Below are 24,564 nucleotides of genomic sequence, written 5' to 3' on the forward strand. Positions count from 1 at the left end.
CGATCACGGCTGTCACGGATCCGGAAAAATCTCCCGGAAGAAAGACGCCCAACGCATTCGCCTCGGCCATCGAGCCGGTCCAGATGCCGGTCGCGGGATCGAGCGTGCCGCCATTGACCAGCGCGCCGGGGGGCAGGCCGGTGAAGGCGATCTCGACCGTGGTGCCATCTTCGGAGCCGTCCTGGTCGGTGGCCGCCACGGCGATGCCGAGGTCCACGGTGACGCCGGACCCGTCGACGCCATTGCTGTCCTCGGTGCCTGTGATCACAGCTGGCGCCGAGAGGTCGACATCGAGCTCGAAGGTGACGGAAATGTTGATGGGGCCCTCGATGAAGCCGCCTTCGTTGGTGGTGGCGGTCAGCAGGCCTGAGAGGCTGCTGGGCGGGTTCTGAGTCGAGAAATCAGCCGGCAGGCGGATGATCATGGCCTGATATTCGGCGAGGGTCAGAGTGAATTCGGTGCCGGCGGCGCGGAAGCTGGCGCCGTTGTCGGTGGAGTAAAGCGTGCCGGGGGGCAGATCGGGCAGGGAGAGGGTGACCTGCGTGATGCTTTCCGACCCGTCGATGTCGCTGGCACGCGGGAGCAGCGCGTCGGCCGGCCGAAAATCGAGAGGCGCGTCGGTTTCGGCCAGCGCGAGCGACCCGGGACCGTCGAGGGCGATGTCGGCCTCGGCCAGCAGCGTGACGGGGAAATCCAGGCTGGCGGTGCCATCCAACGTGGTCAGCACCGAGATGGTGCCGGACATCGGGCCGGAGGCGATGTCGGAGCGGCTGGCGGAGGAGAAATCGGCGGGGAAGGTGAGGGTGAGCGCGTCCCAGGCGGCGCCATCGCCGGTGAAATCGAGCGTCAGCGTGCCGTCGGACGCGGCGGAGAGCGTGCCGGCGGTTGACGTGGTGCCGGCGGGCAGGTCGGTTATGGTCAGGGTGACCGTGTCGATGTCCTCGCCGCCCTCGGTGTTGGTGGTGATCCGGACAAAATCGGCAAGGCGCAGTGAAACCGGCGCGTCGGTCTCGGCGGAGGTCGTCGGAGACAGCTCGACGATCGAGACGTCTGAAAAGGCGCCGTTGTCGGCGGCGAAGTCGCGGTCACGCTGCGGGATGATCGGGTAGTCCGTCGGTGGGAGCAACAGGTTGATCGGCAGGCCGAAGAGCGGGTCCAGATTGGAGACCGCGAGTTCTTCGCCCGAGCTGCCCTGACCGATGGAGGTGGCGTTGCCGTCGTCTTCGAGGATCACGATCTGTTTGCGGGAAAGATTGTCGGCCACCGGCTCGATAGCATAGTCGCGCCCGTCGAGATCCTTGAGGACAACGACGGAGCCGTCTTCGAGGATCAGGACCAACATGCCGTCGATGAAGGCGATGGAGCCATATACGACCTCGCCCTCGAAGACGAGATCGGGATCTTCGACGACCGACAGGATCTTGACGTCCGGAACGGCTTCGCCGGCGAGGCCCGCGTTGATCTTGTCCAGAAGCTCAGGTGGCATTCCGAGCCGAGACTCGTCCTGGGTAAACGGGAAAAGATCCGTAGGCATTGGTTAACCACCTTTTGTTTACTGTGGGCACGCTAACGCAATGCCGCCTCTGTGAGAAGTGTGGTCCGTCGGCCGTATCATCCGGCCGGCGATGGAGCGGCTTGGCCGGTTCAGGGCAGTGTCAGACGAACCTGGCTTGCGGCAGGGAAGGGGGCTCGGATAGCGTCCCGGGATGACGAAACGCGACCCGTTCAAATATTTCAAGACCAGCCCGGAGATCATCCGATTGGCGGTCATGATGTACGTCCGCTTCCCGTTGTCACTCCGGAATGTCGAAGATCTGTTGCATGAACGCGGCATCGACATCTGCCATGAGACTGTGCGGTTCTGGTGGCACAGGTTCGGCCCGCTGTTCGCGTCCGAGATCCGGAAACGGCGGATCGAGAGTATGCGATCCAGCCATTGGCGGTGGCACCTGGATGAAGTTTTCGTGAAAATCAATGGCGAGCGGCATTACCTGTGGCGGGCCGTCGACCACTAAGGCGAGGTGCTGGAAAGCTTCGTGACGAAGACACGGGACAAGAAGGCCGCGTTGAAATTCCTCGAGAAAGCCATGAAGAAGCATGGCCCGGCGGAGGTTCTCGTGACCGACCAGCTTCGGTCCTATGGAGCTGCATTGAGGGAAATTGGAGCGGCCGCACGTCAAGAAACCGGCCGTTGGCTGAACAATCGGGGTGAGAATTCGCACCAGCCATTTCGACGACGGGAGCGGGCCATGCTCCGCTTCAGGCGGATGCGAAGTTTACAGAAATTCGCATCCGTCCATGCCTCGGTCTACAACCATTTTAATCTGGAGCGCAGCCTCACCTCGCGTGCCCATTTCAAGAAGAACCGCGCCGTTGCTCTCGCTGAGTGGCGCCGTCTCTGCACGGCATAAGGGGCAGCCATCCTGCCCTTGTAGAGACTGGTTCGCATTCGTCTGCCAGCACCGCCACTCGCCCCCGCGAAAGCGTTCTCCCGATCCGGCCGTGGCCGGATTTTCTCGTTGTTTTCGAGGGTTATGCGGGCGGGGCTGAGCACCGGCGGCGGCGCTGAGAGGCCCGAAAGCGGTCTCTCAGGGCCCGTATTCTCTGGACCTGATGACTGCGCAGTTTTGGTGAATAGCTTCCAACCACTTGAAATCGGACTGCTTTCCGGAATCTTCGCTCAAACATTTCGATGCCAGTGGCGCTAGCCGAGATGGACCAGACATCGAACGTTCCCCAATGCTCTTGATCCGACTACCGCAAGAGCATCGACCTCAATTCGCACCCGTATCTCGCCATGGCGGCCATTTGTTACGGCCCGCCTGACCGATCAGGTCGCGAACCTTCCAAACCTCCGTCGGTTTAGCTCGGATCTGTATAGGCGCCCATCATATTGTCGGACGCTCGTCGCCATCGCGGCGAATGGCTGCTTTGATCGGGAGACGTTGTGAGCGCAAGACGAAGGCTGCACATTCATCGGACCGCGCATGCCGGTCGACGGCTCCAGACATTTGACCAATAGGGTCATTGATGCGTTTCGCGATGTCAGCGAGTCGCCACTTTCCGGACTTCCTGACAGCGCTCGCCGACCTTCGTGCACCCGTGTCGCATGGTAAAGCGCTCACGACCGCTCGGCCTTTCACGCCCCAGTCTCGAGCCGGACGCTGCTCTGCCGATACTCCGATGGTGTGACCCCCGTGAACCGGCGGAAGGCGCGCGTGAAATGCTGCGGGCTTTCGTAGCCGGCGATCATGGCGACGTCGATGACCTTTAGGCCGGGATCGGAGAGACGGGCGCGTGCAAGCTCGAACCGCGCTTCCTGAAGGATCCTCGAATAAGACGTGCCAGACGTCATCAGCCGTCTTTGCAACGTGCGCGTGCTGACCCCGGCCATCTCGGCCACGAAGGCGACATCGGTGCGGCCCTCGGCCAGATAAGGCTGAACCATCGTTCGAAGAAGGCTGATGAATTCCCAGACCTCAGGTCCGCCATCCGGAGATTCTTCGCAGGTCAAGTGTGCCGATGGATCCCTTGTCGATGTGGTTGCATCTTCCGTCAACAGGGCGAGTTCCGCGCGACCGACGAGGACCGACGAAACGGGCTGGCCCACCAGAATACGCGTATTGGGAAAGGCGGCCTGGACGGCTTCCGGAGGACGGCTCGACGACACGAAGGCCAATTCGAGCGGGCACCAGGCTGGCCCTGAAACGCTGCGGACGACCGAGAGGACGGCTTGCAGGTTCAGCCATTCGGCAAAGCACAGGAAGGGATGGCGGCCCGTGCCCGTCATGGCGCAGACGACGCGAACACTGTCGGCCTCGGGCAGGATGCGCATGTCCAGAATACTGTCCTCGTACCGGGCCACCGCGGCCAGGGCCTCCAGACGCTTCAGGCCGGTCTGGGCCGTGACGATGGCCGTCTGTTGGGAGGGACGCAGCGACGAAAGGGACGCCTTTCCGGCGGCGAGCAACCCCAGTTCCATGGGCTCGAGGTCGCGGCCCGTCTTCGCGATCCATTCAATGGCGGCGGGAATGCTGACGTACAGATCGGGCGTCTCTGCGATGCGGGGCGGAAGCGTCGAATGCGACAGGTCGCGGTCCACGGGGGCACCGATCTCGCGCAACACCGAGATGTAGTCGTTCAGATGCGTTGCCCTCACGAGCGCGAGCCTGCCGTGCAAATGCGTTCTCCCCGGGGGGGCGCCCCGTTTTTGGCGCGCAATGGTCTGAGACCGATTCCCAAACCTGTCAAAGTACTCATACAACATTGCAAACGAGGGCGGCACACATGACCCGTCGACAGAAGCGGCGTGATCCGGGGCTCGCAAGGGTCCGTTCGGTGGTTGCCGGGCTCGCGCTGGCGGGAACGATCTCGCTCGAGGCAGTGGCAGGGCATCTCGGGACCAGCCCGCGAACGCTTCAGCGCAGATTGAACCAGCATGGCATCAGCTTCTGGGCGCTGCTGGAGCACAGCCGGTTTGAGATCGCGGCGGCTCTGCTGCGTGAGACGGACCTGAAAGTCCAGGAAATCGCCGCCCGACTAGGGTACAGTACACCAAGCGGGTTCGCCCGCGCCTTCACAAAGTGGTCGGGCGCCTCTCCGAGCGCGTTTCGGACCCTTCGCACGCGGCAACAACAGCCGGTGGCCAAAATGGCGCGAAATGGGCAGAAGGAATCGACGTGAGCCTGTAACCCTACACTCCAAGCTGTCCAAGGAGACCTGAAGCATGATCCGCATGACCACCATGAGCGCGCTCGCCGTCGCTATCACCATGGGCCAGGCGCTCGCGGATGTCTCATCCGCGGAGCTTGAGGCGATATCCATTCCGGACAAGGTCGAGACGCCCATAGGGACGCTTGAGTTCTTCGACGGGGTGCCGACTGACGCCACGGTCGCCACCGTATATGACAACCTCGACCGCATGCGCGGGATGCAGGTGTTTCTCGACAACATCGGCGCCGTGTCGATGTACAGCGTGCGCAAGGGGCTAGCCGACGCCGGGGCCGAAGGCGCGAACCGGATCGCGCTCTTCGAACAGCTGCTGGATTCGCAGACGCTTGTCGTGACCGCCAATACCTCGACGCTGTACGCCTACACCTATACCGATCTCGCCAAGGATGGCCCGACGGTCATCGAGATCCCGCCGGGGATGCTCGGGTTTCTCGACGATGCCTGGCAGCGCTTCGTCGGCAACATGGGCGTCACCGGCCCGGATGCGGGCAAGGGCGGCAAATATCTCGTCGTGCCCCCGGGCTATAGCGGCGATATTCCCGATGGCTATTTCCTGCTCAAGCCGCCGACCAATCGGAACTTCATGTTCCTGCGCGGCTCGATCGCCAAGGGGCTAAAGCCCGCGGTCGAAAACATCACCTCAATGCTCAAGGTCTATCCGCTGAAGGACGCAGCGAGCCCCGCCGCGACGGAATTCGTCAACATGTCGAGCAAGGCGTTCAACACGGTCTTTCCCAGCGATTTTTCCTATTTCGAAGACCTCAACGAAATCGTTCAGGAAGAACCGATCGACGCCATCAGCCCCGAGGTGCGCGGCGCGATCGCCGCCATCGGCATCGTCAAGGGCCAGCCCTTCGCCCCGGACGCGCGGGTGAAAAAGCTTCTGACCGAGGCCGCCACCCTCGCGGACGCTACGGCACGCGCCATCACCTACCATCCCCGCATCGCCGGCGTGCGGATCTACCCCGACGACCCCAAAAGTGTCTGGTCCACCGCCTTCGCCAACAAGAACACCAGTTTCGCGGCGGAAGGGGCCATGAACCTCGACGCGCGGGTTCTCTATTACTTCAATGCCGGCGGCGTGACGCCGGCCATGGCAACCACGCGCGCAGGCCAAGGGTCAGACTACGCTTTGGCGTTTCTCGATGGCGACGGACAGGCCTTCGACGGGTCGAAGAACTACAAGCTCACTCTACCCAAGGACGTACCGGTCAAGGAATTCTGGGCTGTCACGCTCTATGACACTCAGACCCGCTCGCAGCTTCAGACCGGCCAGAGCTTCCCGACGATCGGCAGCCAGACCGACGGCATGACCGCCAATGCCGACGGCTCTTACGACGTGTATTTCGGGCCCAAGGCGCCGGAGGGCAAGGACGGCAACTGGCTGCAGACTGTTCCGGGCAAGAGCTGGTTCACGATCCTGCGGATGTACGGCCCGATGGAGCCCTGGATCGACCAGACCTGGCGGCCCGGAGAAATCGAACCGGTGGAGTGAACGGCACGATGCCGTCGGGCCGCGAAGGACAGACCCTTCGACGGATCGGCGGCATCGGCAGGAAAACCTGCGTGTCTCCGGTTTTTCGTGCCAACGCCGCCAATGCGCTTCGCCTGCGACCGAGATGAATGACCAGAATCGGAAGATAACATGGAACACACCCAGAGACTGAACGACGGCCCCGGTGCGACAGCGCTGTTTCGACGGGCATTGAACCGTTCGGCGGGAACGCTGAAACGTGTTGGTGGCCTCGCCCGGCAAACCGTGGCGGCCACGGCCCTTATCGGACTGATGGTCGGCGGGCAGGCATCCGCCCAGACGACGGACCCGACACCGGAAGAGATCGCAGAGAAGGCCTATATCTACGGCCTGCAACAGGCGATTTATTATGGCCAGCGCTGGACTTACACCCAGAACGACAGCAAGGACAACATCGTCTACGCGGGCCTGAACCAGTTTTCCTGGGTGCGTAAGCAGATCACCCCCGACTACCCGGTGGTCACCCCGAACGCGACCACGCTCTACGGCGCGGGCTTTCTCGACCTGCGCGCGGGCCCGGTCGTCATCGAAGTGCCAGAGATCACCGACCGTTACTTCAGCGTCCAGATCATGGATCAGTACGGCATTTTCCGGATGATCGTGGGGTCGCCGTTCAACGGAACGAGGGCGCGAAAGTATATCCTGGTGCCGCCGGGGTGGACCGGCAATGTCCCGGCCGATTTTCCCACGACCGAAATCGTGCAATGGCCGTCGCTGACCGCGTATGGCGTCGTGCGGATGGCCGTCGAAACCGGGACCGAGGCCGAGATCAAGGAAATCAACGGCTATCAGGATGAAACCACCATCACGCCCCTGGCCGACTGGCTGTCCAATGGCAAAAAGGGTATTGCCCAAGCCGACAGAAAGATCGTGAAGGGTGATTTCCTCATCCCCGACGGTCTGCCGCAATACCAGTTCGGTCAGGTCGACAAGCAGACAGCCGAGCAATACTTCACCTTGCTCAGTGTCATCCTGAACGATCCGACCATGCCGACGCTCAAGGACTCCATCATGGAAGCCGAAATGCTGAAGCAACTCGAGACGTTCAACATCGGCAAAGGCCTGACCTTTGATTGGTCCAAGCTGACGGCAGATCAACAAACGGCGCTCGAGACCGGGTTCAAGGCCGGGTTCGACAACGTGCGCAAGACGCTGAAGTCTAACATGATCAACATGAATGGCTGGGGCGTCGTGCGCAATGACGGCGGATTTGAGACCCGCTGGATGGACCGCGCGATCATTGCCGACGCAGCCTGGGCCGCACCGGACAAGAACATCTCGCATGCTGGTGCATTCCTGTTCACCGATTCCGACGGCAACACCTTCGATGGCAGCAACAAGTACACCCTGACCTTCGACATGAACGATCTGCCCCCGGTTACCCAGTTCTGGTCCATCCCGATCTACAGCGCCGAAGGCTATTTCGTCGCCAACGAGATCAACCGCTACACCGTGAACAGCTTCATGCTGAAATCCGGCGAGCTGGTGGCCAAGGACGGCAAGCTGGTGATCTACATTCAGAACGAAAAGCCCTCGGACCCGGATCAGGCGAAGAACTGGCTGCCTGCGCCGGCCAAGGGGTTCCGTTTCACCTCGCGCTATTACGGCCCCTATGCCCCGCTGGTGAACGGCACTTATGACATGCCCAAGGTCGTCAAGGTTCAGTGAGCGCGACAAAGGGGGCACCGGCGCGGTGCCCCCTTCTTCAAGATCAAGCCCGGAAGGCAACGACATGATCAAGCGGCTTCTTCTTTCCACGACGGTCCTGGCGTGTTTCGCGGGGCTTCCTGCGTCAGCCGAGGTCAGCAAGGCCGAACTGGACGCGATTTCCATCCCAGACAAGGTTGAGACGTCGATCGGCACACTCGAGTTCTTCGACGGCGTGCCGGTCGGCGACACGGTCGACAAGGTCTACGACAATCTCGACCGGATGCGCGGTCTCGCGGTATTCTTAGACAATCAGGGCGCGGCCTCGCTCCATGCCATGCGGATGGGAAATGCGGGCATCGGTGCCGATGCGTCCAACAAGATCACCATCACCGAACAGCTGCTCCAGCCCGAGTCCCTCTACCTGACTGGGAACACATCGACGCTTTACGCGCTTGGCTACATGGATCTGAAAAAGGATGGCCCGCTGGTCATCGAACTGCCGCCCGGCATGCTGGGTTTCGTCGATGACGCCTGGTTTCGCTATGTCGAGAACCTCGGCGCGATCGGCCCGGACAAGGGGAAGGGTGGCAAGTACCTGATGCTGCCGCCCGACTACAAGGGGGCGGTGCCGGACGGGTATTTCGTGATCAGACCCGACACCTACAGCAACCTCGTGTTCCTGCGCGGCTCCATCGCAAAGGGGCTGGCACCTGCGGTCGAGAACATCAAGTCCAACCTCAAGGTCTATCCGCTGTCGCAGGCGGAGAATCCGCCCGAGACGGAGTTCGTCAACATCTCCGCCAAGAGCTACAACACGGTCGCGCCGAACGATTTCAGCTTTTTCGAGGGCATCAACCAGGTGGTCCAGGAAGAGCCGATCGACGCCATCGGCGCCGAGGCGCGCGGGCTTCTGGCCGCGATCGGCATCGTCAAGGGCCAGCCCTTCAGCCCCGATGCGCGCATGAAGAAGCTGCTTGGCGAAGCGGCGACGCTCGGTGCGGCGACGGCGCGGGCCATCACCTATCAGCCGCGCATCAAGGGCGTATACATCTATCCCGACACCGACAGTGCCTGGACGACCGCCTACGCGAACAAGAACACCACCTTCGAGGCAAATGGCGCGATGGGCCTCGATGCGCGGGTGTTGTTCTATTACAATGCGACCGGCGTAACGCAGGCGATGGCGGCCACCACGGTCGGGCAAGGATCGGACTATGCGCTTGCCTACCTCGATGCGGACAAGAAACCGCTCGACGGGGCCAAGACCTACAGGCTGCACCTGCCGCCCGATGTGCCGGTCAACAACTTCTGGGCGGTAACGCTCTACGACACCCAGACGCGCTCCCTGCTGCAGACCGGCCAGGAGTTTCCGACCATCGGCAGCCAGACGCAGGGCATGACCGCCAACGCCGACGGCTCCTACGACATATATTTCGGGCCCAAGGCGCCGGAAGGCAAGGACGGCAACTGGTTGCAGACCGTTCCGGGCAAGAGCTGGTTCACGATCCTGCGGATGTATGGCCCGCTCGAACCCTGGATCGACCAGAGCTGGCGGCCCGGAGAGATCGAACTGGTTCAATGAGCGAGGCGCCGGCCAATATCCGTTGAACCAATCGAGAATCCCTTTGCAAACGGCCTGCTTCGAAGTAGTCATCCGATGTTGTTGGCTTGCTCCATCCACTCAACCGTAGACGAGTTGAGCATCTGCGCCAGCGTCACCTCCGGTCCCTGCTTCCCGTCCAGGATCGCATCGACGATATCAGGCGCGAGCAGCGTGAGCCGCAGAACCCGCGTCATGTAGGAGGGTGCGATCCCCTCGCGCTCGGCCAGTTCAAAAATGGTGGCGAACTCGCCGGATTCCAGCATCCTCTTCCAGCGGAAGGCGCGGGCCAGCGCCTTGACCAGCGCGTTGTCGGTCCGGCGCGACGGCATCGCGCCGTCGGGCAACTGCATCTCCTTGCGCCCGCCGCGCTTCAAGACGCGGAACGGGACGTGGAGTGTCACGGTGTCGGGGACTGGCGCGCCGCGTGTCACGCAGCTTCTCCGATTCCACCGACCAGCATCTCGCGGGCCAGACCGCCGAGGCCGTCGACGCGCAGGCGGACGTTGAGCCCGTCCACGCCGATGTCGACCCGCTCCACCAACAGCGCCACGATGCGCGCCTGTTCGGCGGGGAACAGTTCGTCCCATAGCGGGTCGAGTTGTTGCAGGGCCGTACGGGCGTCGGCCTCGGTGATCTCGCCATCCTGCGAGCGGGCCGCCTTCCATGTGCCCGCCACAATCTCCGGCTGGCGAAACACGGCGCGGAGCTGGTCGATGACGGCGGCCTCGATCTCGCCTGCGGGGACACGACCCACCGGGCACGATCCGGTACCGTGCTTCAGCACGGTCTGGCTCACATAGTAGCGGTAGAGCCTGTCGCCCTTGCGGGTATGCGTCGGTGAGAACGCGGCGCCATCGGGACCGAACAGCAGCCCCTTCAGCAGCGCGGGCGTGTCGGCGCGCGTGCGCGCGGCGCGCTTGCGCGGGCTCTCCTGGAGGATGGCGTGAACCTTGTCCCACGTCTCGCGGTCGATGATCGCGTCGTGCTCGCCGGGATAGCTGTCGCCCTTGTGGACCGCCTCGCCGATGTAGGCGCGGTTACTGAGCATCCGGTAGATGTATTTCTTGTCGATCCGGTTGCCGCGCGGGGTCCGGATGCCGCGCATACCGACCTCTCGCGCCAGCTCCGTGCAGGACCCGATCTCGAGGAAGCGGTCGAAGATCCAGCGCACATGCGCGGCGGTTTCCTCGTCTACCAGCAGCTTGCGGTTCTCGACGCGGTAGCCGTAGGGCGGCACTCCGCCCATCCACATGCCCTTCTTGCGGCTGGCGGCGACCTTGTCGCGGATGCGTTCGGCCGTCACCTCGCGCTCGAACTGGGCGAAGCTGAGCAGGATGTTCAGCGTCAGCCGGCCCATCGACGTGGTCGTGTTGAAGCTCTGCGTGACCGACACGAAGGTTACGCCGTTCCGGTCGAACACCTCCACCAGCTTGGCAAAATCCGCCAGCGACCGAGAGAGGCGGTCGATCTTGTAGACCACCACATCGACCAACCCGTCCTCGATGTCCTCTAGCAGCCGCTTCAGGCCAGGGCGATCCAGCGTGCCGCCCGAGATGCCGCCGTCGTCATACTGATCGCGGACCAGCACCCAGCCTTCGGATCGCTGGCTGGCGATGTAGGCATCGCAGGCCTCTCGCTGGGCGTGGAGCGAGTTGAACTCCTGCTCCAGCCCTTCCTCGGAGGATTTTCGGGTGTAGACGGCACACCGCAGCTTGCGGACGACCTTCGATTTCTCGGGCGGCTTCGTCATGTCCGCCCCCTGTGGTTCTTGAGCCCGAAGAAGGTCCACCCGTTCCAACGAGTGCCGGTGATGGCGCGGGCGATAGCGGACAGCGACTTGTAGGGCCGCCCCTGCCATTCGAAGCCGTCGGCGGTGACGGTGACGATCTGTTCGACGCCCTGCCACTCGCGCAGAAGCCTCGTGCCGGTGATCGGGCGGTCGCGATCGGCGCGGATGCCGCGCTTCCTCTTGTCGCCGCCGTCCAGTTCCTCGCCAAGCCGCTCCAGCCGCCGGATCGTCTCGGGCTTCAGCCCGCCATAGGCGAGTTCCTGGATGCGGTAGGCCAAGCGGGATTCGAGGTAGCGGCGATTGAATGCTGGCGGCTCGGTGTCGAACAGGTCGCGCCACTGCGCCTTCAGCTCCGGCGTCGTCGCCGTCTTCAGCGCGGCCAGCCTCCGGCGCTGGTCTACTGGCAGAGAAATGATATCAACCAACCCGATCAGCAGGTGCAACGAGTAGCTTAATTTACGCCAGATCTTGTCCAAGAGATGGGGGGTAGCTCAGTGTGCAGTGAGCGGCATGCGGTTCACGCCCAAGGGCTACGGCGGTCACCGCCGCAACCCCGACGAGGTCAAGCGCGACGGCTGGAAGGAACAGGGGCTGCTGGCCGTCGCCGTCGACGACGACCGCCTGACCTGGCCCGAGCGGGAGCTGGTGCGCCAGCTCGGCGAGCGTCTCTACGGCAAGCGGGAACGGGATGCGCGCCATGGGTGAGTGGACCACAGCACAGGTGCAGGACCGGCTGGAGCTCGCGGCGGGCGTGATGCGGCAGATGCCGGGCGTGATGCCGCAGGGCTTCTTCAACGCATGGCCCGAGTACTTCCACAGCTTCGCCGACAAGGTCGGTCAGGAACCGCAGATGCGTCGCCCGAGGCCCAGCCCGCGCCAGATCACGCAGGCCGAGGAGGCCATGCTCTGGCTGCGCTGGCTCGAGCCCGAGGATGGGCGCCTGGTCTGGGCCCGCGCCGACGGCATGGCGTGGAAGCCGATCTGCTGGCAGTTCGGCCTGTCGCGCACGGCCGCGACCAAGCGCTGGCAATACGGTCTGGCGGTGATCACTTGGCGGCTGAACGGTCGCGTGCCGTCGTCCCGACGCTCGCAGCAGTTCGTCATCGAAAACGCCAATCGCCTGTCAAGAAAAATCATCCTCTGAGGAAATTTTCGGGTGTACATCGCCGGGCCTTTCACATTTCGACGAGGCCGTTAGAAAACCAATATGCTCGGGAGAGGAGCGCGCAGGCCGACGCCGCGCCGCTGGCTTCCGGGGTCCAGCGAAGGGTCCATCCGGGGTCCAATGGGCTAACCCATTGAGTTCTTGGTTCCTTCCTGGCGAAATTCGTATGCTGGCGGGCGAAGCGCGGGACATCGCCAGCGACAGGGCCGGATTTTTGGGAAACCACCCGAGCAGGCATCCACCCGCAATCGTCTGAAAACCGCAACAAAACAAACCTTTGGTACCGGATGCGCCCCGTGGCCGCTGGACCCCTCGCGGAGTCCAGGCTGGCTTCCGGGGTCCGGAGTCCAGGGGTCCACCGAATTGAGGCGAACCGAATGACGCTGAGCTTTGCCCCGGACGCGATCGAGACCTGGCCGCTATCCAAGCTCCAGCCTTATGCCAAGAACGCAAAGGCGCATGGCGCAGATCAAGTCGCCAAGATCGCCGCCAGCATGGCCGAGTTTGGCTGGACCGTTCCCTGCATCGTCGCGAAAGACGGTGAGTTGATCGCGGGCTATGGCCTGGTTCTGGCCGCGACGCAGCTCGGGCTGACGGCCGCGCCGGTGATCGTACTAGGTCATCTGACCGAGGCGGGCCACCAGAACCCTGGGCCCAGGACTGATTGATTTCCCGGTTGGCCCCTGATCCAGCGTTCCGGAAAACGCACGGTGCCATGTCTGATCTTTCTTGGCTGACAGACGCTCAGGTGGCGCGTCCTGAGGCCGTCGTCCCGAGGTTCACGCCAAGCCCCAGCTTTTGATGACCGGCGTGTGCCAAACGGCCCTCTATCATGGCTCCTGCGCCTTTCAGACGCGCGCGTAACCTGGTTCGTGATGCCGCTCGACCATGATCACGGACCTAGCCAGCGGCCTGGTATGTTGGCCGCAGCCGCGTGATTTGCCGTGTCGAGCCTTGGAACAGGCCTTGGATCTTGGTATCTGGAAGGCCTTGATGCGCGCCGCGATGGCCTGGCCAGGATGTCGCGAGAACGGCAGAAACTTCGGGTTGTGCGCGGCATACGGCAGATCGTTTCACGCGATCCGGTGGATAAATGGTTTGAGTGGTCCGTTAGAGGGCTGTCAGCAGGCAACTTGGCAGGCGATTGGTAAAGATGAGCATGAGTGTCGCACAGGACGAAGCCGAGGTCGCGCTGCCGTCGGGCAGCGCCGAACTGATGCCTGCAGAGGCAATTGCCCGCCACGGCGCCTTCATGCGGCGCGAGGCGCCCAAGGTCGACAGCGACTGGATGCAGGTCGATACCTTCAAGGCGCGGATCGAGCCGATCGACACATCGATGATCCGGCAGATGCACGCACTGACTGTCAGCGTGTTCTGGCCGCACCGGGCACCGGACCTGGCGCTGGCCCTTGGGCTGGGATCGGGCTACGTGGCGCTGGATCAGATCGATCGGCTGCTGAGCACCGCCATGGGCTTTCCCAGCGGTGAGGATTTCGCGACGCTCGGGATGATGGTGACCACGCCGCGCCTGCAATCCCATGGCACGGGCGGCCGCCTGCTGCGCCGGGTGATGCGCGATCAGGCGGGCCGGGATCTGCGGCTGACCGCCACGCGCGAAGGCTACCGCCTTTACGAGGTCGCAGGCTTCACGCCGGTGGCGCCCGTTCATCAGCATCAGGGCGTTGCGCGGGCGATCCGCCCGCCCGAGCCCGCCCGGGGTGTATCGGTCCGTCCCATGATCGAGGCCGACCTTGCCGCCCTTCGCGCGCTTGACCTGCATGCCTATGGCGCCGCCCGCGACCGCATCCTCGACGGGTTGCTGAAGGTCTCCGACGTCGTCGTGGCCGAGCGCGGTGGCGAAATCGAGGGTTATGCGATGATGCGCAAGTTTGGCAAGGGCCGGCTTATCGGCCCCCTTGTGGCCGAACAGGATACCGTCGCCATGCAGCTTGCCGCCGCCTTCATCACGGCGCGCGAGGGCGATTTCCTGCGGATCGACACGATCATCGCCAGCGAACGCTTCGAGGCCTTCGTGGCGGCAGCGGGACTAGGCGTCTTCGACACGGTGACGGACATGCGCTATGGGCGCTTGCGCCGCGCGACCAGCGGACCGATGACCTACGCGATGGCGATGCAGTCCCTGGGATAGGGGCAGCTGCCTCCTGCCTGTGCAGTGGGGCAAGCCCGGCGCCTTTGGCGGACGCATGCAATCAGGCGGCAATCACGGAAGATCCGACAGGGGCTGACACTCTGGATGTCGCCATATGCCTGTGGCGGCACCCGGATGTTGTCACCAGGGTACCGCCGCGCGTCAAGATCCTTCGGCCAGGCGGCCGTGTCAGGAAATGCGGTCCTTCAGGCCGAAGTACATGCCGACCAGCGGCAGGAACCAGGGCTTGCCGGAATGCAGCGGCACCTTCGGCCAGGACAGGCCGTCCAGCGGATTGGTGTCGGTGCGGCCCATGGCCATGTCCGCCAGAACCTGGCCCATCAGCGTCGACATCTGCGCGCCGTGACCGGAATACCCCATGCCGTACAGCATGCCGTCGGCTTCGCCGGCGCGGGGATAGCGGTCCTTGGTCATGCCCACCATGCCGCCCCAGCAGTAGTCCAGGTCGACCTCTGCCATCTGCGGGAACATCTGCGTCAGCGCCGCGCGCAGCACCTTGCCGGACTTGGCGTCCGAGCTCTGGTCCGACGTGGCCGAGAACCGCGCCCGCCCGCCGAAGATCAGCCGCTTGTCCGGCGACAGGCGGAAGTAGTTGCCGATGTTCAACGAGGTGACATAGGTGCGATCACCCGGCAGGGTCGCCGCGATCTCGGCATCGCTGAGCGGGCGGGTTGCCACGATGAACGAGCCCACGGAAATGATCCGCTTCCTGAAGAAGTCCAGCGGCGCCTTCTCGACGCTGTTGGAATAGCCGTTCGTCGCCGCGATCACCCGCTCGGCGCGGATCGTGCCCTTGGGTGTGTCGATCTTCCAGCCGGTGCCGTCACGTGTGCGCCCGGTGACCGGGGCCTCTTCCCAGATCCTGGCACCATGGCGATGCGCGGCTTCGGCAAGGCCGTTCACGTAGCGGCCCATGTGCATCATCGCCGACTTGCCATACAGCATGCCGCCGTGGAACTGGTCCGAGTTGATCTCGCCGGTCAACTCGTGTTTTTCAAGGAAGCGCGTGTCGGGGTCGACCTCGCGATGGATCGTCTCGAAATTGGCGCGCAATCCCGCGACGTGGCTTGCCTTGGAGGCCAGCTTGAGCTTGCCGGACCGGCGGAAATCGCAATCGATCCCCTCTTCCGAGATGACGTCCTCGATCATGTCGATCGAGCGGTCATAGGCCTGCCAGAGCATCTTGGCGCGGTCCGCGCCAAGATGGGCCTTTGCCTCGCCATAGCCATGGGCCATGCCGTTGTTCAGGTGCCCGCCATTGCGGCCGGAACCGCCGAAACCAACGTGACGGGCTTCAAGTACCGCGACGCTCACGCCCTCGCGGGCCAGCTTGCGCGCGGCGTTGAGACCGGTGAACCCGGCCCCGATCACGACCACGTCGACCTTGCCTTCGACCGGGCCGGCTTGCGGCGCGGCGAAGGGTGTCGAGGTGGCGTGCCAGTAGGACTGATATTGCATCACGACAGGTCCGTCAGAGGCCGACGACGCCGGGAAGGCCGGACACGTCCTTGATCTCGGTATAGCCGTAGAAGGGGTTCGCCGGCTCGTGGCCACGGTTGACCCAGACCTTGTTCTTGATGCCGATGTCATGCGCCGTCATCAGGTCATAGCGGAACGAAGAGGAGACGTGCAGCACGTCTTCCGGACCGCAGCCCAGCATGTCGAACATGTATTCGAAGGCGCGCATCTGCGGCTTGTAGGCCTGTGCGCTCTCGGCGGTGAAGACATGCTCGATCGGCGCGCCCAGCTTTTCGATGTTGTGCGGGATCTGGCTGTTCATCGAGTTGGTCAGCGCGACCAGCGGGATATGCGGTGCGATCTTGGCCAGGCCGGCGGGCACGTCGGGGTTGGGGCCCCAGGTCGGCACGCGGTCATAGACTTTTGCCGCGATATCGGGATCGAAGGCCACACCGTTGCGCTTGCAGGTCCGCTCCAGCGCGTTGTGCACCACTTCGGCATAGGGCTTCCATGCACCCAGGACCTCGTCCAGGCGATAGGCTGAGAAATCGCGAATGAAGACTTCGATCTTCTCGGGCCCAAGCTGCTCGCCGTAGAAGTCGCGTGCGGCACCGGCCATGTCGAAGTAGATCATCGTGCCGTGGCAGTCGAAGGTGATGAATTTGGGGCGGAAGGTCATGTCAGTCTCCGGGATGCGTGATGCCGTGATCATGGCCTGCCCGCTGCGACAGCGCCTGCCGCGTTTCCCGCTTTCAGCGCAGGATATTGCGTTTGTCGCTCAGGTCGCGGCACGGACTGCCGCACGGCGCGTGCTTTCGGTGCCTGTCGCGGGGCGGGGCGGGGCATTGTGCCGCCAGGCAACCAAGATCAATACCGGAGACTCCCATGGCCCTGCTCGTTCCCGTTGAAACCGCTCCCGAATTCGCGCCCAAGGAAGGCACCGCGGCCCCCGACCGCCTGCTCGAGGGCGCGCCCGCCTACAAGACCTGGCAACTGGACACGGCGCTGGCCGAGGCCGCCAAGTGGGGCACGATCCGCACCGGCGTCTGGGAGACCACCGAAGGAAAGACCATCTCGATCAAGGGCGATACCTTTGAATTCTGCCACATCCTCTCGGGCCGGTGCGAGATCACCGAAGACGGCGGCGAACCCCGGATCTTCGGCGCCGGCGACAGCTTCGTGATGAAGCCGGGCTTCAAGGGCACGTGGAACACGCTCGAGCCGCTGCGCAAGATCTTCGTGATCGCCTCCTGATGCTGGCGGCAGAGATCCTCGAGCGGCTGGTCGCCTTCCCGACTGTCGTCGGCACCCCGAACACGGCGCTGATGGATCATGTCGCGCAGTATCTCACGCAGCACGGCGCGCGGGTCACCCGGATCGTCGGACCCGAGGGCGACCGCGAGAACCTTTTCGCGACGATCGGCGATCCCTCGGTGCCCGGCTACATCCTGTCGGGCCACGTCGATGTCGTGCCCGCGCAGGAACCGGGCTGGCTGGCGGATCCCTTCGTGCTGCGGCGGGCGGGCGATCGGCTGATAGGCCGCGGTGCCTGCGACATGAAGGGATTCGATGCCGCCGTTCTTGCCGCCGTGCCGGCACTGGCCGCGATGGCGCTGACCGCGCCGGTGCATATCGCGCTGTCCTACGACGAAGAAGCGGGCTGCCGCGGTGTGCCGCACCTGCTGGCCCGGCTGCCCGAGCTGTGCGCCGCGCCGCTTGGCTGCATCGTCGGTGAACCCTCGGGACTGGAGCCGGTGCTTGCCCACAAGGGCAAGGCGGCGCTGCGGCTGGTGGCCAGGGGCGTCACCGGGCATTCGTCGCGGCCCGACCTGGGGCACAACGCGATCCATGCACTGACCCCGGCGCTTGCCGCCGCGGTGCGGCTGGCCACGGACCTGGCGGGCGGACCACGCGATGCGCGCTTTGCCCCGGACCATTCGACCGTGCAGGTCGGCACCGTGGCGGGCGGGCAGGCGCTCAACATCATTCCGGGCCATGCCGAGGCCTGCATCGAGGCGCGCGCCATCCCCGGCGTCGACCCGACGCAGATCCTCGCGCCGCTGAGCGCGCTTGATGGCATCGAGGCGGACTGGCTGTCGGATTACCCGGCGCTGGCGCTTGATGCCGATCACCCGCTTGCGGCGCTCGTCGCCGGGATCTCGGGACATGCGCCGCGTCAGGCGGTCTCCTACGGCACCGAGGCGGGGCTGTTCCAGAAGGCGGGCGTGCCCTCGATCGTCTGCGGCCCGGGCGACATCGCGCGCGCGCACAAGCCCGAGGAGTACCTGACCGAAGCCGAGCTTGCCGGCGCGACCGAGATGGTCCTTGCGCTTGGCCGGCAGCTCTGCTGAGCGCGGCATATCCTGCGGCGGCCCGGGGTCGCCACAGGGAAACCTGCCGTGCGCGCCACGGATCAGGGCGAACCTGCCGCCCTGCGTGATCTAGCCTGACCCCGATAGCCCCTGACACAGAGCCCCGCCGATGACCTCTGCCTCGCCCCTTGCGGCCGCCGCGCCCGAAATCACCATCGTCCCCTTCGAGGCCGGCCATATCGAGGGCGCGCTGCGCCTGTCCCGCGAGGCCGGCTGGCCGCACCGCGCCGAGGACTGGGCGCTGACGCTTTCGGTGTCGCAAGGCATCGTGGCGCTGAGGGCAGGCGAGGTGCTGGGCACCGCGCTTTGCTCGACCTTCGGCGCGGTGTCGACGATCAACATGATCATCGTCGATGCGCGCATGCGCGGTCAGGGCGTGGGCCGCAAGCTGATGCAGGCGGTGCTTGACCTTGCCGGCGCGGCAGAGATGCGCCTGACGGCCACCGTCGACGGGCTGCCGCTTTACGAGAAACTGGGGTTCGCGGTCACCGGCCAGGTCTTCCAGCACCAGGGCATCGCGCAGTCCGCCGCGCCCGAGGTGCCCGTTCAGGTGGACGATGGGGCCGCCGATACGACCGATGTCGCCGTGCTGGCGGCAATGGACACGTCCGCCAGCGGCCTTGCCCGGGCGGGCCTGATTGCCGACATCCTGCGCGAGGGCACCCTGCTGCAGGCCGAGCGCGGCTTTGCCCTGCTGCGCGCCTTCGGACGCGGCAGCGTGCTTGGCCCGGTTGTGGCGCAGGATGCCGCGACCGCCCGCGCGCTGATCGCCGCCGGGGCCAGCCGCTGCGCCGGGGACTTCCTGCGCATCGACCTGTCCGATCCCGCGCTCGCGTCCCATGCCGAAAGCCTTGGCCTGGCCCATGCGGGCGGCGGCACCGCGATGAAGAAGGCCGCGCGCCCGGTTGCAGACCCCGCGACAGACCCCGTGGCCGAAACGGAATTCAAAACCTACGCCCTCGTCTCGCAGGCGATGGGCTGACCACTCGGAGAGCATCATGCTGAGCAATTCCCTTATCGAGCTGGACCGCCAGCACCTTGTCCACCCGGTTTCGTCCTTCCGTGGCCACGAAGAGCGCGGCGTGCGCGTGCTGCGTTCCGCCAAGGGCGCGACCGTCACCGATGCCGAAGGCCGCGAGCTGATCGACGGTTTCGCCGGCCTGTGGTGCGTCAACGCCGGCTATGGCCATGAAAGCGTTGTCGAGGCCGCCGCCGAACAGATGCGCCAGCTGCCCTATGCCACCGGCTATTTCGATCTGGGCTCCGAAGCGCCGATCCGGCTTGCCGCCGCGCTGGCCGAGCGCAGCCCGGGCGATCTGAACCACATCTATTTCAGCCTTGGCGGCTCGGACGCGGTGGACAGCACGATCCGCTTCATCCGCTACTACTGGCACGCCAAGGGCCAGCCGGACCGCGATCAGTTCATCTCGGTCGAGCAGGGCTATCACGGCTCGACGACCATGGGCGCGGGCCTGACCGCGCTGCCGGGCTTCCACGACGGCTTCGGCGTGCCCTACCAGTGGCAGCACAAGATTTCGTCGCACTACACCTACCGCAACCCGCTGACGACCGACCAGGAGATCATCGATGCCTCCGTCGCCGAGCTGAAGGCCAAGGTTGCGGCCATCGGCGAAGACAAGGTTGCCGCCTTCTACGTCGAGCCGATCCAGGGCTCGGGCGGGGTGCTTGTGCCGCCGAAGGGCTGGGTCAAGGCGATGCGCGATGCCTGCGCCGAGCTGGACATCCTGTTCGTCGCCGACGAGGTCATCACCGGCTTCGGCCGTACCGGGCCGCTGTTCGCCTGCGCGGAAGAGGGCATCGTGCCCGACCTGATGACCTGCGCCAAGGGGCTGACCTCGGGCTATGTGCCGATGGGCGCGGTCTTCATGCGCGATCATGTCTATGAAACCATTGCCGAAGGGGCAGGGGCCAAGGCCGTGGGCCACGGCTTCACCTATTCGGCACACCCGGTGTCGGCTGCGGTCGCGCTCGAGGTGCTGAAACTCTACGAAGGCGGGCTGCTGGAAAATGGCCGCAAGGCCGGGGCGCGGCTGCTGGCGGGCCTCGATACGCTGCGCGATCACCCGCTGGTGGGCGACGTGCGCGGCCGCGGCATGCTGGCCGCCGTCGAGATGGTGACCGACAAGGAACGCAAGACGCCGCTGCCCGCCTCGGTGCAGCCTGCCACGCGCCTTTTCGACCGCGCCTGGGAACAGGGCCTGATCGTGCGCAGCTTCGCGCAGGGCATCTTCGGCTACGCGCCGCCGCTGTGCTGCACCGATGCGGAAATCGACGCCATCGTCGAACGCACCCGGACCGTTCTTGATCAGACGCTGGAAGATCCGGAAATCCGCGCGGCCATGGCCTGATGGCGCTGCTCTACCTCTCGACGGCGGATCGCGCCGAGGTCTGGAAGCCGCTTTTCGCGGCGGCGGGCGAAGAGATGATCGTGGGCGAGGCGGCGGTGACCGACCCCGCCGCGATCACCCATATCGTCTGCTGGCAGCCGCCGCAGGATCTGCGGCGCTATCCGAACCTGCGCATCGTGATCTCGTCCGGCGCGGGGGTAGACCAGATGCGCGTGATGCCTGACGGCGTGCGCCTCGTGCGCATGCTGGCTCCCGGGATCGAGGAAATGGTGCGCAACTGGGTGGTCATGGCCACGCTGATGCTGCACCGCGGGATGCCGGCCTATATCGACTAGCAGCGCGCGGCCAGCTGGGCGGCCCACCCGGTGCCGCTTGCCGGCGGCGCGCGCGTGGGGATCATGGGGCTGGGCCGGATCGGGCTTCGCGCCGCAGAGACCCTGCGCGCCATGGGCTTCGACGTGGCCGGCTGGTCGCGCTCGGGGCGCGCCGTGGACGGGATCGAGGCCTTCGGCGCCGGGGCGATGGAGACCTTCCTGGCGCGCAGCGACATCCTGATCTGCCTGTTGCCGCTCACCGCCGAAACGCGGGGCCTGATGGATGCGGCGTTCTTCGCGAAACTGCCGCGGGGGGCGATGCTGGTTCACGCGGGCCGCGGCGCGCAGCTTGACATGGCGGCGCTGAAGGGCGCGCTGGATACGGGACAACTGGCCTCTGCCATGCTTGATGTCACCAACCCCGAGCCGCTGCCGGCGGATCACTGGGCCTGGGCCGATCCGCGGCTGGTCATCACGCCGCATGTCGCCGCCAACACCGATGCCCGCGAAGGCGCGGCCCAGGTGCTTGAGGTTCTGCGCGCCAGCCGGAGCGGCGCGCCCATCCCCGGGCTGGTCGACCAGGCGCGGGGGTACTGAGCCAGGCAAACGTCCCTTCCTCGTTCGTGGTGCAGAAATGCTGCCTGCCCGGGGAATACGAAAGAAAATGCCGCCGCCCCGGCTGCTTTCGGAGTTTCGCAAGCGCCACTTTGAGGGAAATTGAAAAGAACGGAGGCGTGACGTCTCCACGGGAACATGCAGGTTTCCGCCGATATCCCGGGGAAACCGGCGCAAGCCGGGGGGAATCGGCCAGGAAACTCAGGCAAGGCAGAAGATTCTGCGACAGGCCCGCTTCCCGGCACGGATCACGGCGCGTCTCGCGCAGACATATCGCTGAAAGGACTTACGGGATGCCGACGACCACCGCCACAAAGCCGCTGACGGCCTTCAGCTACGTCTCGTTCGACGTGGTCGGCACGCTCATCGACTTCGAGGCGGCGATCAAGGACGGTCTGGCCACGATCGCCGCGCGCGAATGCGTCGACGTGGACGGCGAGGCCGCGCTCTCGGTCTACCGCGATGCCCGGTACGCGCGCGACGCGGGGCTGTTCCCCGATGACCTGGGCCGCTGCTACGCGCGCATCGCCGATGCTTTCGGCCTGCCCGACACCCCGGAATACCGGCAGCTGATGATCGACGCGGTGGGCGAGGCAAAGCCCTTCCCCGACAGCGCCGAGGCGATGACCCGTCTCAAGGCGCGCTACAAGCTGATCGCGATGACCAACGCCCGCCGCTGGGCCTTCGACAAATACGCCGAGAAGCTGGGCCAGCCGTTCTGGGCAAGCTTCACCACCGACGATACCGGCTGCGAGAAACCGAACCCCGCGTTCTTTCTGCAGGTCTTTGCCCATGTCGGCGAAGACGGCGGCAGCAAGGACGACATCCTGCATACCGCGCAAAGCCAGCACCACGATATCGGCATCTCGGACGAGTTGGGCATGACCAACGCCTGGATCCAGCGCCGGCACGCGCAGAAGGGCTATGGCGCAACCATCGAGCCGCGCCAATTCACCGAGCCCGGCTACCACTTTCACGCGCTGATCGAACTGGCCCTTGCGGCCGACGACGCCTTCGACGGCTGAGCCCGGCGCATCAAACCATCCGAGGCGGCGGGAAGATCGTCCGGTTTTTCAACTTCAATCATGGCAACAGGGAAGACTGACATGACCAAGACCCCCAACAACTGGACCAGCCGCGATGATGCGATGGTCGAGAACATGATCCGCCGCGGCGCCTCGCGCCGGGATCTGCTGAAAATGCTTATGTCCTCGGGCGTTGCTGCTGCCGCCGGCGGTTCGCTGCTGATGCGCGCCTCTTCCGCCGTCGCCGCCACCCCGGTTTCGGGCGGCACGCTCAAGGCTGCGGGCTGGTCCTCCTCGACCGCCGACACGCTGGACCCGGCCAAGGCATCGCTGTCGACCGACTACGTGCGCTGCTGCGCCTTCTACAACCGCCTGACCTTCCTCGACGAGGCCGGCCAGGTGCAGATGGAACTGGCTGACACCATTTCTTCGGACGATGCGAAGACCTGGGAAGTGAAGCTGAAGTCGGGCGTGTCCTTCCACGATGGCAAAAGCCTGTCGGCCGAAGATGTCGTATTCTCGCTGAACCGCCATCTCGACCCGGCTGTCGGGTCCAAGGTGAATTCCATCGCCGCGCAGATGACGGAGATCTCCAAGGTCGACGACCTGACGGTCAAGATCGCACTGGCGTCCCCCAACGCCGACTTGCCGACAATCCTGGCGCTGCATCACTTCATGATCGTCGCCGACGGCACCACGGACTTTTCCAAGGCCAACGGCACCGGCGCCTTCATCTGCGAGGTCTTCGAACCCGGCGTGCGCTCGATCGCGGTGAAGAACCCGAACTACTTCAAGGAGCAGGGCGCCTACCTCGACAGCTTCGAGTTCTTCGCGATCCCCGACAACAACGCCCGCGTCAACGCCCTCCTTTCGGGCGACATCGACTATGCGGCGGCGGTCAACCCGCGCTCCTCGCGCCTGCTTGACGGCAGCGACGACGTGTCGACCCTGGTCAGCACCTCGGGCAACTACACCAACCTGAACATGCGCCTGGACATGAACCCCGGTGACAAGGCCGGCTTCGTCGAAGGCATGAAGTACCTGCTGAACCGTGAAGCGATCCAGAAATCCGCCTTCCGCGGCTTCGCCGAGATCGCCAACGATCAGCCGGTCTCGCCCGCGAACCGCTACCACAACCCCAATATCAAGCCTCGCGAATTCGACCCCGAGCGCGCCAAGGCGCTGTTCGAAAAGGCCGGTGTGCTGGGCACGGAGATCCCGATCACGGCATCCGACGCCGCCACCGCATCGGTCGACATGGCGACCATCGTGCAGCAGGCAGGCAGCCAGATCGGCATGAACATCAAGGTCGATCGCGTGCCCTCCGACGGCTACTGGTCGAACTACTGGCTGAAGGCGCCGATCCACTTCGGCAACATCAACCCCCGCCCGACCCCCGATATCCTGTTCTCGCTGCTCTACTCCTCGGATGCTCCGTGGAACGAAAGCCAGTACAAGTCCGAGAAGTTCGATTCGATGCTGATCGAAGCGCGTGGCGCGCTCGACGAAGAGCGCCGCACATCGATCTACTGGGACATGCAGGAGATGGTTGCCAACGAAGCCGGTACCGCCATTCCGGTCTACATCTCCAACATGGATGCCTTCTCGGCCAAGCTGGGCGGCCTCAAGGCCAACCCGCTGGGCGGCATGATGGGCTATGCCTTCGCCGAGTACGTCTGGCTCAACAACTGATCCAGCGCCCCTGGCAAGCCGGGCCCGCGTGACAGACGCGGGCCCGGCATTCATTGTTTTCGATACCTGAACTGACA

Annotated in this window: 20 protein-coding genes and 4 pseudogenes; 17 read left to right on the forward strand and 7 right to left on the reverse strand. The window is 64.7% G+C overall.

Going from position 1 to position 24,564, the window contains the following annotated elements; translation table 11 throughout:
- A pseudogene (locus tag ATO3_RS13765) lies at positions 1-1,486 on the reverse strand (hypothetical protein); the annotation flags it as partial.
- 220 nt (positions 1,487-1,706) lie between these two features.
- On the opposite strand from ATO3_RS13765, the pseudogene ATO3_RS13770 reads away from it, so the two are divergent.
- Positions 1,707-2,411, forward strand: a pseudogene (locus ATO3_RS13770) (IS6 family transposase).
- 728 nt (positions 2,412-3,139) lie between these two features.
- Here ATO3_RS13770 and ATO3_RS13775 read toward each other — a convergent pair.
- On the reverse strand, positions 3,140-4,180 hold the full coding sequence (locus tag ATO3_RS13775) for a helix-turn-helix transcriptional regulator (RefSeq protein ID WP_158217970.1): 1,041 nt from the start codon (positions 4,178-4,180) through the stop codon (positions 3,140-3,142).
- 107 nt (positions 4,181-4,287) lie between these two features.
- Between ATO3_RS13775 and ATO3_RS13780 the strand changes: the two genes are divergently transcribed.
- The 4 genes from ATO3_RS13780 to ATO3_RS13795 all read left to right on the forward strand — a co-directional run bounded on the left by ATO3_RS13780 (position 4,288) and on the right by ATO3_RS13795 (position 9,497).
- Positions 4,288-4,683 (forward strand): helix-turn-helix transcriptional regulator, encoded by a 396-nt coding sequence (locus ATO3_RS13780; protein ID WP_088650460.1) that lies wholly within the window; start codon positions 4,288-4,290, stop codon positions 4,681-4,683.
- A gap of 43 nt (positions 4,684-4,726) precedes the next feature.
- Positions 4,727-6,226 carry a DUF1254 domain-containing protein gene (locus tag ATO3_RS13785; RefSeq protein ID WP_088650461.1) on the forward strand — a complete coding sequence of 500 codons (1,500 nt, stop codon included), beginning with the start codon at positions 4,727-4,729 and terminating at the stop codon, positions 6,224-6,226.
- Positions 6,227-6,376: 150 nt separating this feature from the next.
- Positions 6,377-7,933 (forward strand): DUF1254 domain-containing protein, encoded by a 1,557-nt coding sequence (locus ATO3_RS13790; RefSeq protein ID WP_233152143.1) that lies wholly within the window; start codon positions 6,377-6,379, stop codon positions 7,931-7,933.
- Positions 7,934-7,997: 64 nt separating this feature from the next.
- Positions 7,998-9,497 carry a DUF1254 domain-containing protein gene (locus ATO3_RS13795; protein WP_088650463.1) on the forward strand — a complete coding sequence of 500 codons (1,500 nt, stop codon included), beginning with the start codon at positions 7,998-8,000 and terminating at the stop codon, positions 9,495-9,497.
- Positions 9,498-9,565: 68 nt separating this feature from the next.
- Here ATO3_RS13795 and ATO3_RS13800 read toward each other — a convergent pair whose 3' ends face one another.
- Genes ATO3_RS13800 through ATO3_RS13810 form a run of 3 tightly spaced genes read right to left on the reverse strand, consistent with a single transcriptional unit; the run spans position 9,566 to position 11,720 of the window.
- On the reverse strand, positions 9,566-9,949 hold the full coding sequence (locus ATO3_RS13800; RefSeq protein ID WP_088650464.1) for a hypothetical protein: 384 nt from the start codon (positions 9,947-9,949) through the stop codon (positions 9,566-9,568).
- Complete coding sequence (locus ATO3_RS13805; protein WP_088650465.1) at positions 9,946-11,268, reverse strand: recombinase family protein; 1,323 nt, start codon at positions 11,266-11,268, stop codon at positions 9,946-9,948. Before ATO3_RS13805 ends, ATO3_RS13800 begins: the two co-directional genes overlap by 4 nt.
- Entirely contained in the window at positions 11,265-11,720 is a 456-nt protein-coding gene (locus tag ATO3_RS13810) for a DUF2924 domain-containing protein (protein ID WP_088650717.1), read from the reverse strand. The genes ATO3_RS13805 and ATO3_RS13810 overlap by 4 nt, the downstream gene beginning before the upstream one ends.
- 97 nt (positions 11,721-11,817) lie before the next feature.
- On the opposite strand from ATO3_RS13810, the gene ATO3_RS13815 reads away from it, so the two are divergent.
- The 4 genes and pseudogenes from ATO3_RS13815 to ATO3_RS13830 all read left to right on the forward strand — a co-directional run bounded on the left by ATO3_RS13815 (position 11,818) and on the right by ATO3_RS13830 (position 14,621).
- Positions 11,818-12,012, forward strand: a complete 195-nt coding sequence (locus ATO3_RS13815; RefSeq protein WP_088650466.1) for a hypothetical protein — start codon at positions 11,818-11,820, stop codon at positions 12,010-12,012.
- Positions 12,005-12,451, forward strand: coding sequence for a DUF6362 family protein (locus ATO3_RS13820; RefSeq protein ID WP_088650467.1), 447 nt, complete (start codon positions 12,005-12,007; stop codon positions 12,449-12,451). The genes ATO3_RS13815 and ATO3_RS13820 overlap by 8 nt, the downstream gene beginning before the upstream one ends.
- Positions 12,452-12,849: 398 nt before the next feature.
- Positions 12,850-13,107, forward strand: a pseudogene (locus tag ATO3_RS13825) (ParB/Srx family N-terminal domain-containing protein); the annotation flags it as partial.
- A gap of 518 nt (positions 13,108-13,625) precedes the next feature.
- Entirely contained in the window at positions 13,626-14,621 is a 996-nt protein-coding gene (locus ATO3_RS13830) for a GNAT family N-acetyltransferase (RefSeq protein ID WP_158217971.1), read from the forward strand.
- Positions 14,622-14,810: 189 nt separating this feature from the next.
- Here ATO3_RS13830 and ATO3_RS13835 read toward each other — a convergent pair whose 3' ends face one another.
- Together ATO3_RS13835 and ATO3_RS13840 are read right to left on the reverse strand one after the other, a co-directional pair.
- Positions 14,811-16,100, reverse strand: a complete 1,290-nt coding sequence (locus tag ATO3_RS13835; RefSeq protein ID WP_088650469.1) for an NAD(P)/FAD-dependent oxidoreductase — start codon at positions 16,098-16,100, stop codon at positions 14,811-14,813.
- 13 nt (positions 16,101-16,113) lie between these two features.
- On the reverse strand, positions 16,114-16,779 hold the full coding sequence (locus ATO3_RS13840) for a haloacid dehalogenase type II (RefSeq protein ID WP_088650470.1): 666 nt from the start codon (positions 16,777-16,779) through the stop codon (positions 16,114-16,116).
- Positions 16,780-16,985: 206 nt separating this feature from the next.
- Here ATO3_RS13840 and ATO3_RS13845 point away from each other — a divergent pair, with 206 nt between their 5' ends.
- From ATO3_RS13845 to ATO3_RS13875, 8 genes and pseudogenes are all read left to right on the forward strand, one after another.
- Positions 16,986-17,354, forward strand: a complete 369-nt coding sequence (locus ATO3_RS13845; RefSeq protein WP_088650471.1) for a cupin domain-containing protein — start codon at positions 16,986-16,988, stop codon at positions 17,352-17,354.
- Positions 17,354-18,451, forward strand: a complete 1,098-nt coding sequence (argE, locus tag ATO3_RS13850) for an acetylornithine deacetylase (RefSeq protein WP_088650472.1) — start codon at positions 17,354-17,356, stop codon at positions 18,449-18,451. The genes ATO3_RS13845 and argE overlap by 1 nt, the downstream gene beginning before the upstream one ends.
- A 130-nt stretch (positions 18,452-18,581) precedes the next feature.
- Positions 18,582-19,454: a GNAT family N-acetyltransferase gene (locus ATO3_RS13855; RefSeq protein WP_088650473.1), complete on the forward strand. Its 873-nt coding sequence runs from the start codon at positions 18,582-18,584 to the stop codon at positions 19,452-19,454.
- 16 nt (positions 19,455-19,470) lie between these two features.
- The gene (locus ATO3_RS13860) at positions 19,471-20,841 is read left to right on the forward strand and encodes an aspartate aminotransferase family protein (protein ID WP_088650474.1); all 1,371 of its coding nucleotides are present in this window, start codon (positions 19,471-19,473) and stop codon (positions 20,839-20,841) included.
- Positions 20,841-21,176 (forward strand): Rossmann-fold NAD(P)-binding domain-containing protein, encoded by a 336-nt coding sequence (locus ATO3_RS29190; protein ID WP_233152144.1) that lies wholly within the window; start codon positions 20,841-20,843, stop codon positions 21,174-21,176. Before ATO3_RS13860 ends, ATO3_RS29190 begins: the two co-directional genes overlap by 1 nt.
- 24 nt (positions 21,177-21,200) lie before the next feature.
- Positions 21,201-21,752: pseudogene (locus ATO3_RS29195) on the forward strand (NAD(P)-dependent oxidoreductase); the annotation flags it as partial.
- Between the two features lie 311 nt (positions 21,753-22,063).
- The gene (locus ATO3_RS13870) at positions 22,064-22,795 is read left to right on the forward strand and encodes an HAD-IA family hydrolase (protein ID WP_088650475.1); all 732 of its coding nucleotides are present in this window, start codon (positions 22,064-22,066) and stop codon (positions 22,793-22,795) included.
- Between the two features lie 81 nt (positions 22,796-22,876).
- Positions 22,877-24,487 carry an ABC transporter substrate-binding protein gene (locus tag ATO3_RS13875; RefSeq protein WP_088650476.1) on the forward strand — a complete coding sequence of 537 codons (1,611 nt, stop codon included), beginning with the start codon at positions 22,877-22,879 and terminating at the stop codon, positions 24,485-24,487.
- The last annotated feature ends 77 nt before the right edge of the window (positions 24,488-24,564 follow it).

The organism is Marinibacterium profundimaris, assembly GCF_002210095.1.
Classification (GTDB): domain Bacteria; phylum Pseudomonadota; class Alphaproteobacteria; order Rhodobacterales; family Rhodobacteraceae; genus Marinibacterium; species Marinibacterium profundimaris.

What these genes read in the sequence shown, in the direction of transcription:
- ATO3_RS13790 (WP_233152143.1), top strand. Translation starts at nt 6,377, where the DNA reads ATGGAACACACCCAGAGACTGAACGACGGCCCCGGTGCGACAGCGCTG.
- ATO3_RS13780 (WP_088650460.1), top strand. Translation starts at nt 4,288, where the DNA reads ATGACCCGTCGACAGAAGCGGCGTGATCCGGGGCTCGCAAGGGTCCGT.
- ATO3_RS13820 (WP_088650467.1), top strand. Translation starts at nt 12,005, where the DNA reads ATGGGTGAGTGGACCACAGCACAGGTGCAGGACCGGCTGGAGCTCGCG.
- ATO3_RS13875 (WP_088650476.1), top strand. Translation starts at nt 22,877, where the DNA reads ATGACCAAGACCCCCAACAACTGGACCAGCCGCGATGATGCGATGGTC.
- ATO3_RS13845 (WP_088650471.1), top strand. Translation starts at nt 16,986, where the DNA reads ATGGCCCTGCTCGTTCCCGTTGAAACCGCTCCCGAATTCGCGCCCAAG.
- ATO3_RS13840 (WP_088650470.1), bottom strand. Translation starts at nt 16,779, where the DNA reads ATGACCTTCCGCCCCAAATTCATCACCTTCGACTGCCACGGCACGATG.
- ATO3_RS13870 (WP_088650475.1), top strand. Translation starts at nt 22,064, where the DNA reads ATGCCGACGACCACCGCCACAAAGCCGCTGACGGCCTTCAGCTACGTC.
- ATO3_RS13785 (WP_088650461.1), top strand. Translation starts at nt 4,727, where the DNA reads ATGATCCGCATGACCACCATGAGCGCGCTCGCCGTCGCTATCACCATG.
- ATO3_RS13815 (WP_088650466.1), top strand. Translation starts at nt 11,818, where the DNA reads ATGCGGTTCACGCCCAAGGGCTACGGCGGTCACCGCCGCAACCCCGAC.
- ATO3_RS13860 (WP_088650474.1), top strand. Translation starts at nt 19,471, where the DNA reads ATGCTGAGCAATTCCCTTATCGAGCTGGACCGCCAGCACCTTGTCCAC.
- ATO3_RS13855 (WP_088650473.1), top strand. Translation starts at nt 18,582, where the DNA reads ATGACCTCTGCCTCGCCCCTTGCGGCCGCCGCGCCCGAAATCACCATC.
- ATO3_RS13795 (WP_088650463.1), top strand. Translation starts at nt 7,998, where the DNA reads ATGATCAAGCGGCTTCTTCTTTCCACGACGGTCCTGGCGTGTTTCGCG.
- ATO3_RS13830 (WP_158217971.1), top strand. Translation starts at nt 13,626, where the DNA reads ATGAGCATGAGTGTCGCACAGGACGAAGCCGAGGTCGCGCTGCCGTCG.
- ATO3_RS13835 (WP_088650469.1), bottom strand. Translation starts at nt 16,100, where the DNA reads ATGCAATATCAGTCCTACTGGCACGCCACCTCGACACCCTTCGCCGCG.
- ATO3_RS13805 (WP_088650465.1), bottom strand. Translation starts at nt 11,268, where the DNA reads ATGACGAAGCCGCCCGAGAAATCGAAGGTCGTCCGCAAGCTGCGGTGT.
- ATO3_RS29190 (WP_233152144.1), top strand. Translation starts at nt 20,841, where the DNA reads ATGGCGCTGCTCTACCTCTCGACGGCGGATCGCGCCGAGGTCTGGAAG.
- argE (WP_088650472.1), top strand. Translation starts at nt 17,354, where the DNA reads ATGCTGGCGGCAGAGATCCTCGAGCGGCTGGTCGCCTTCCCGACTGTC.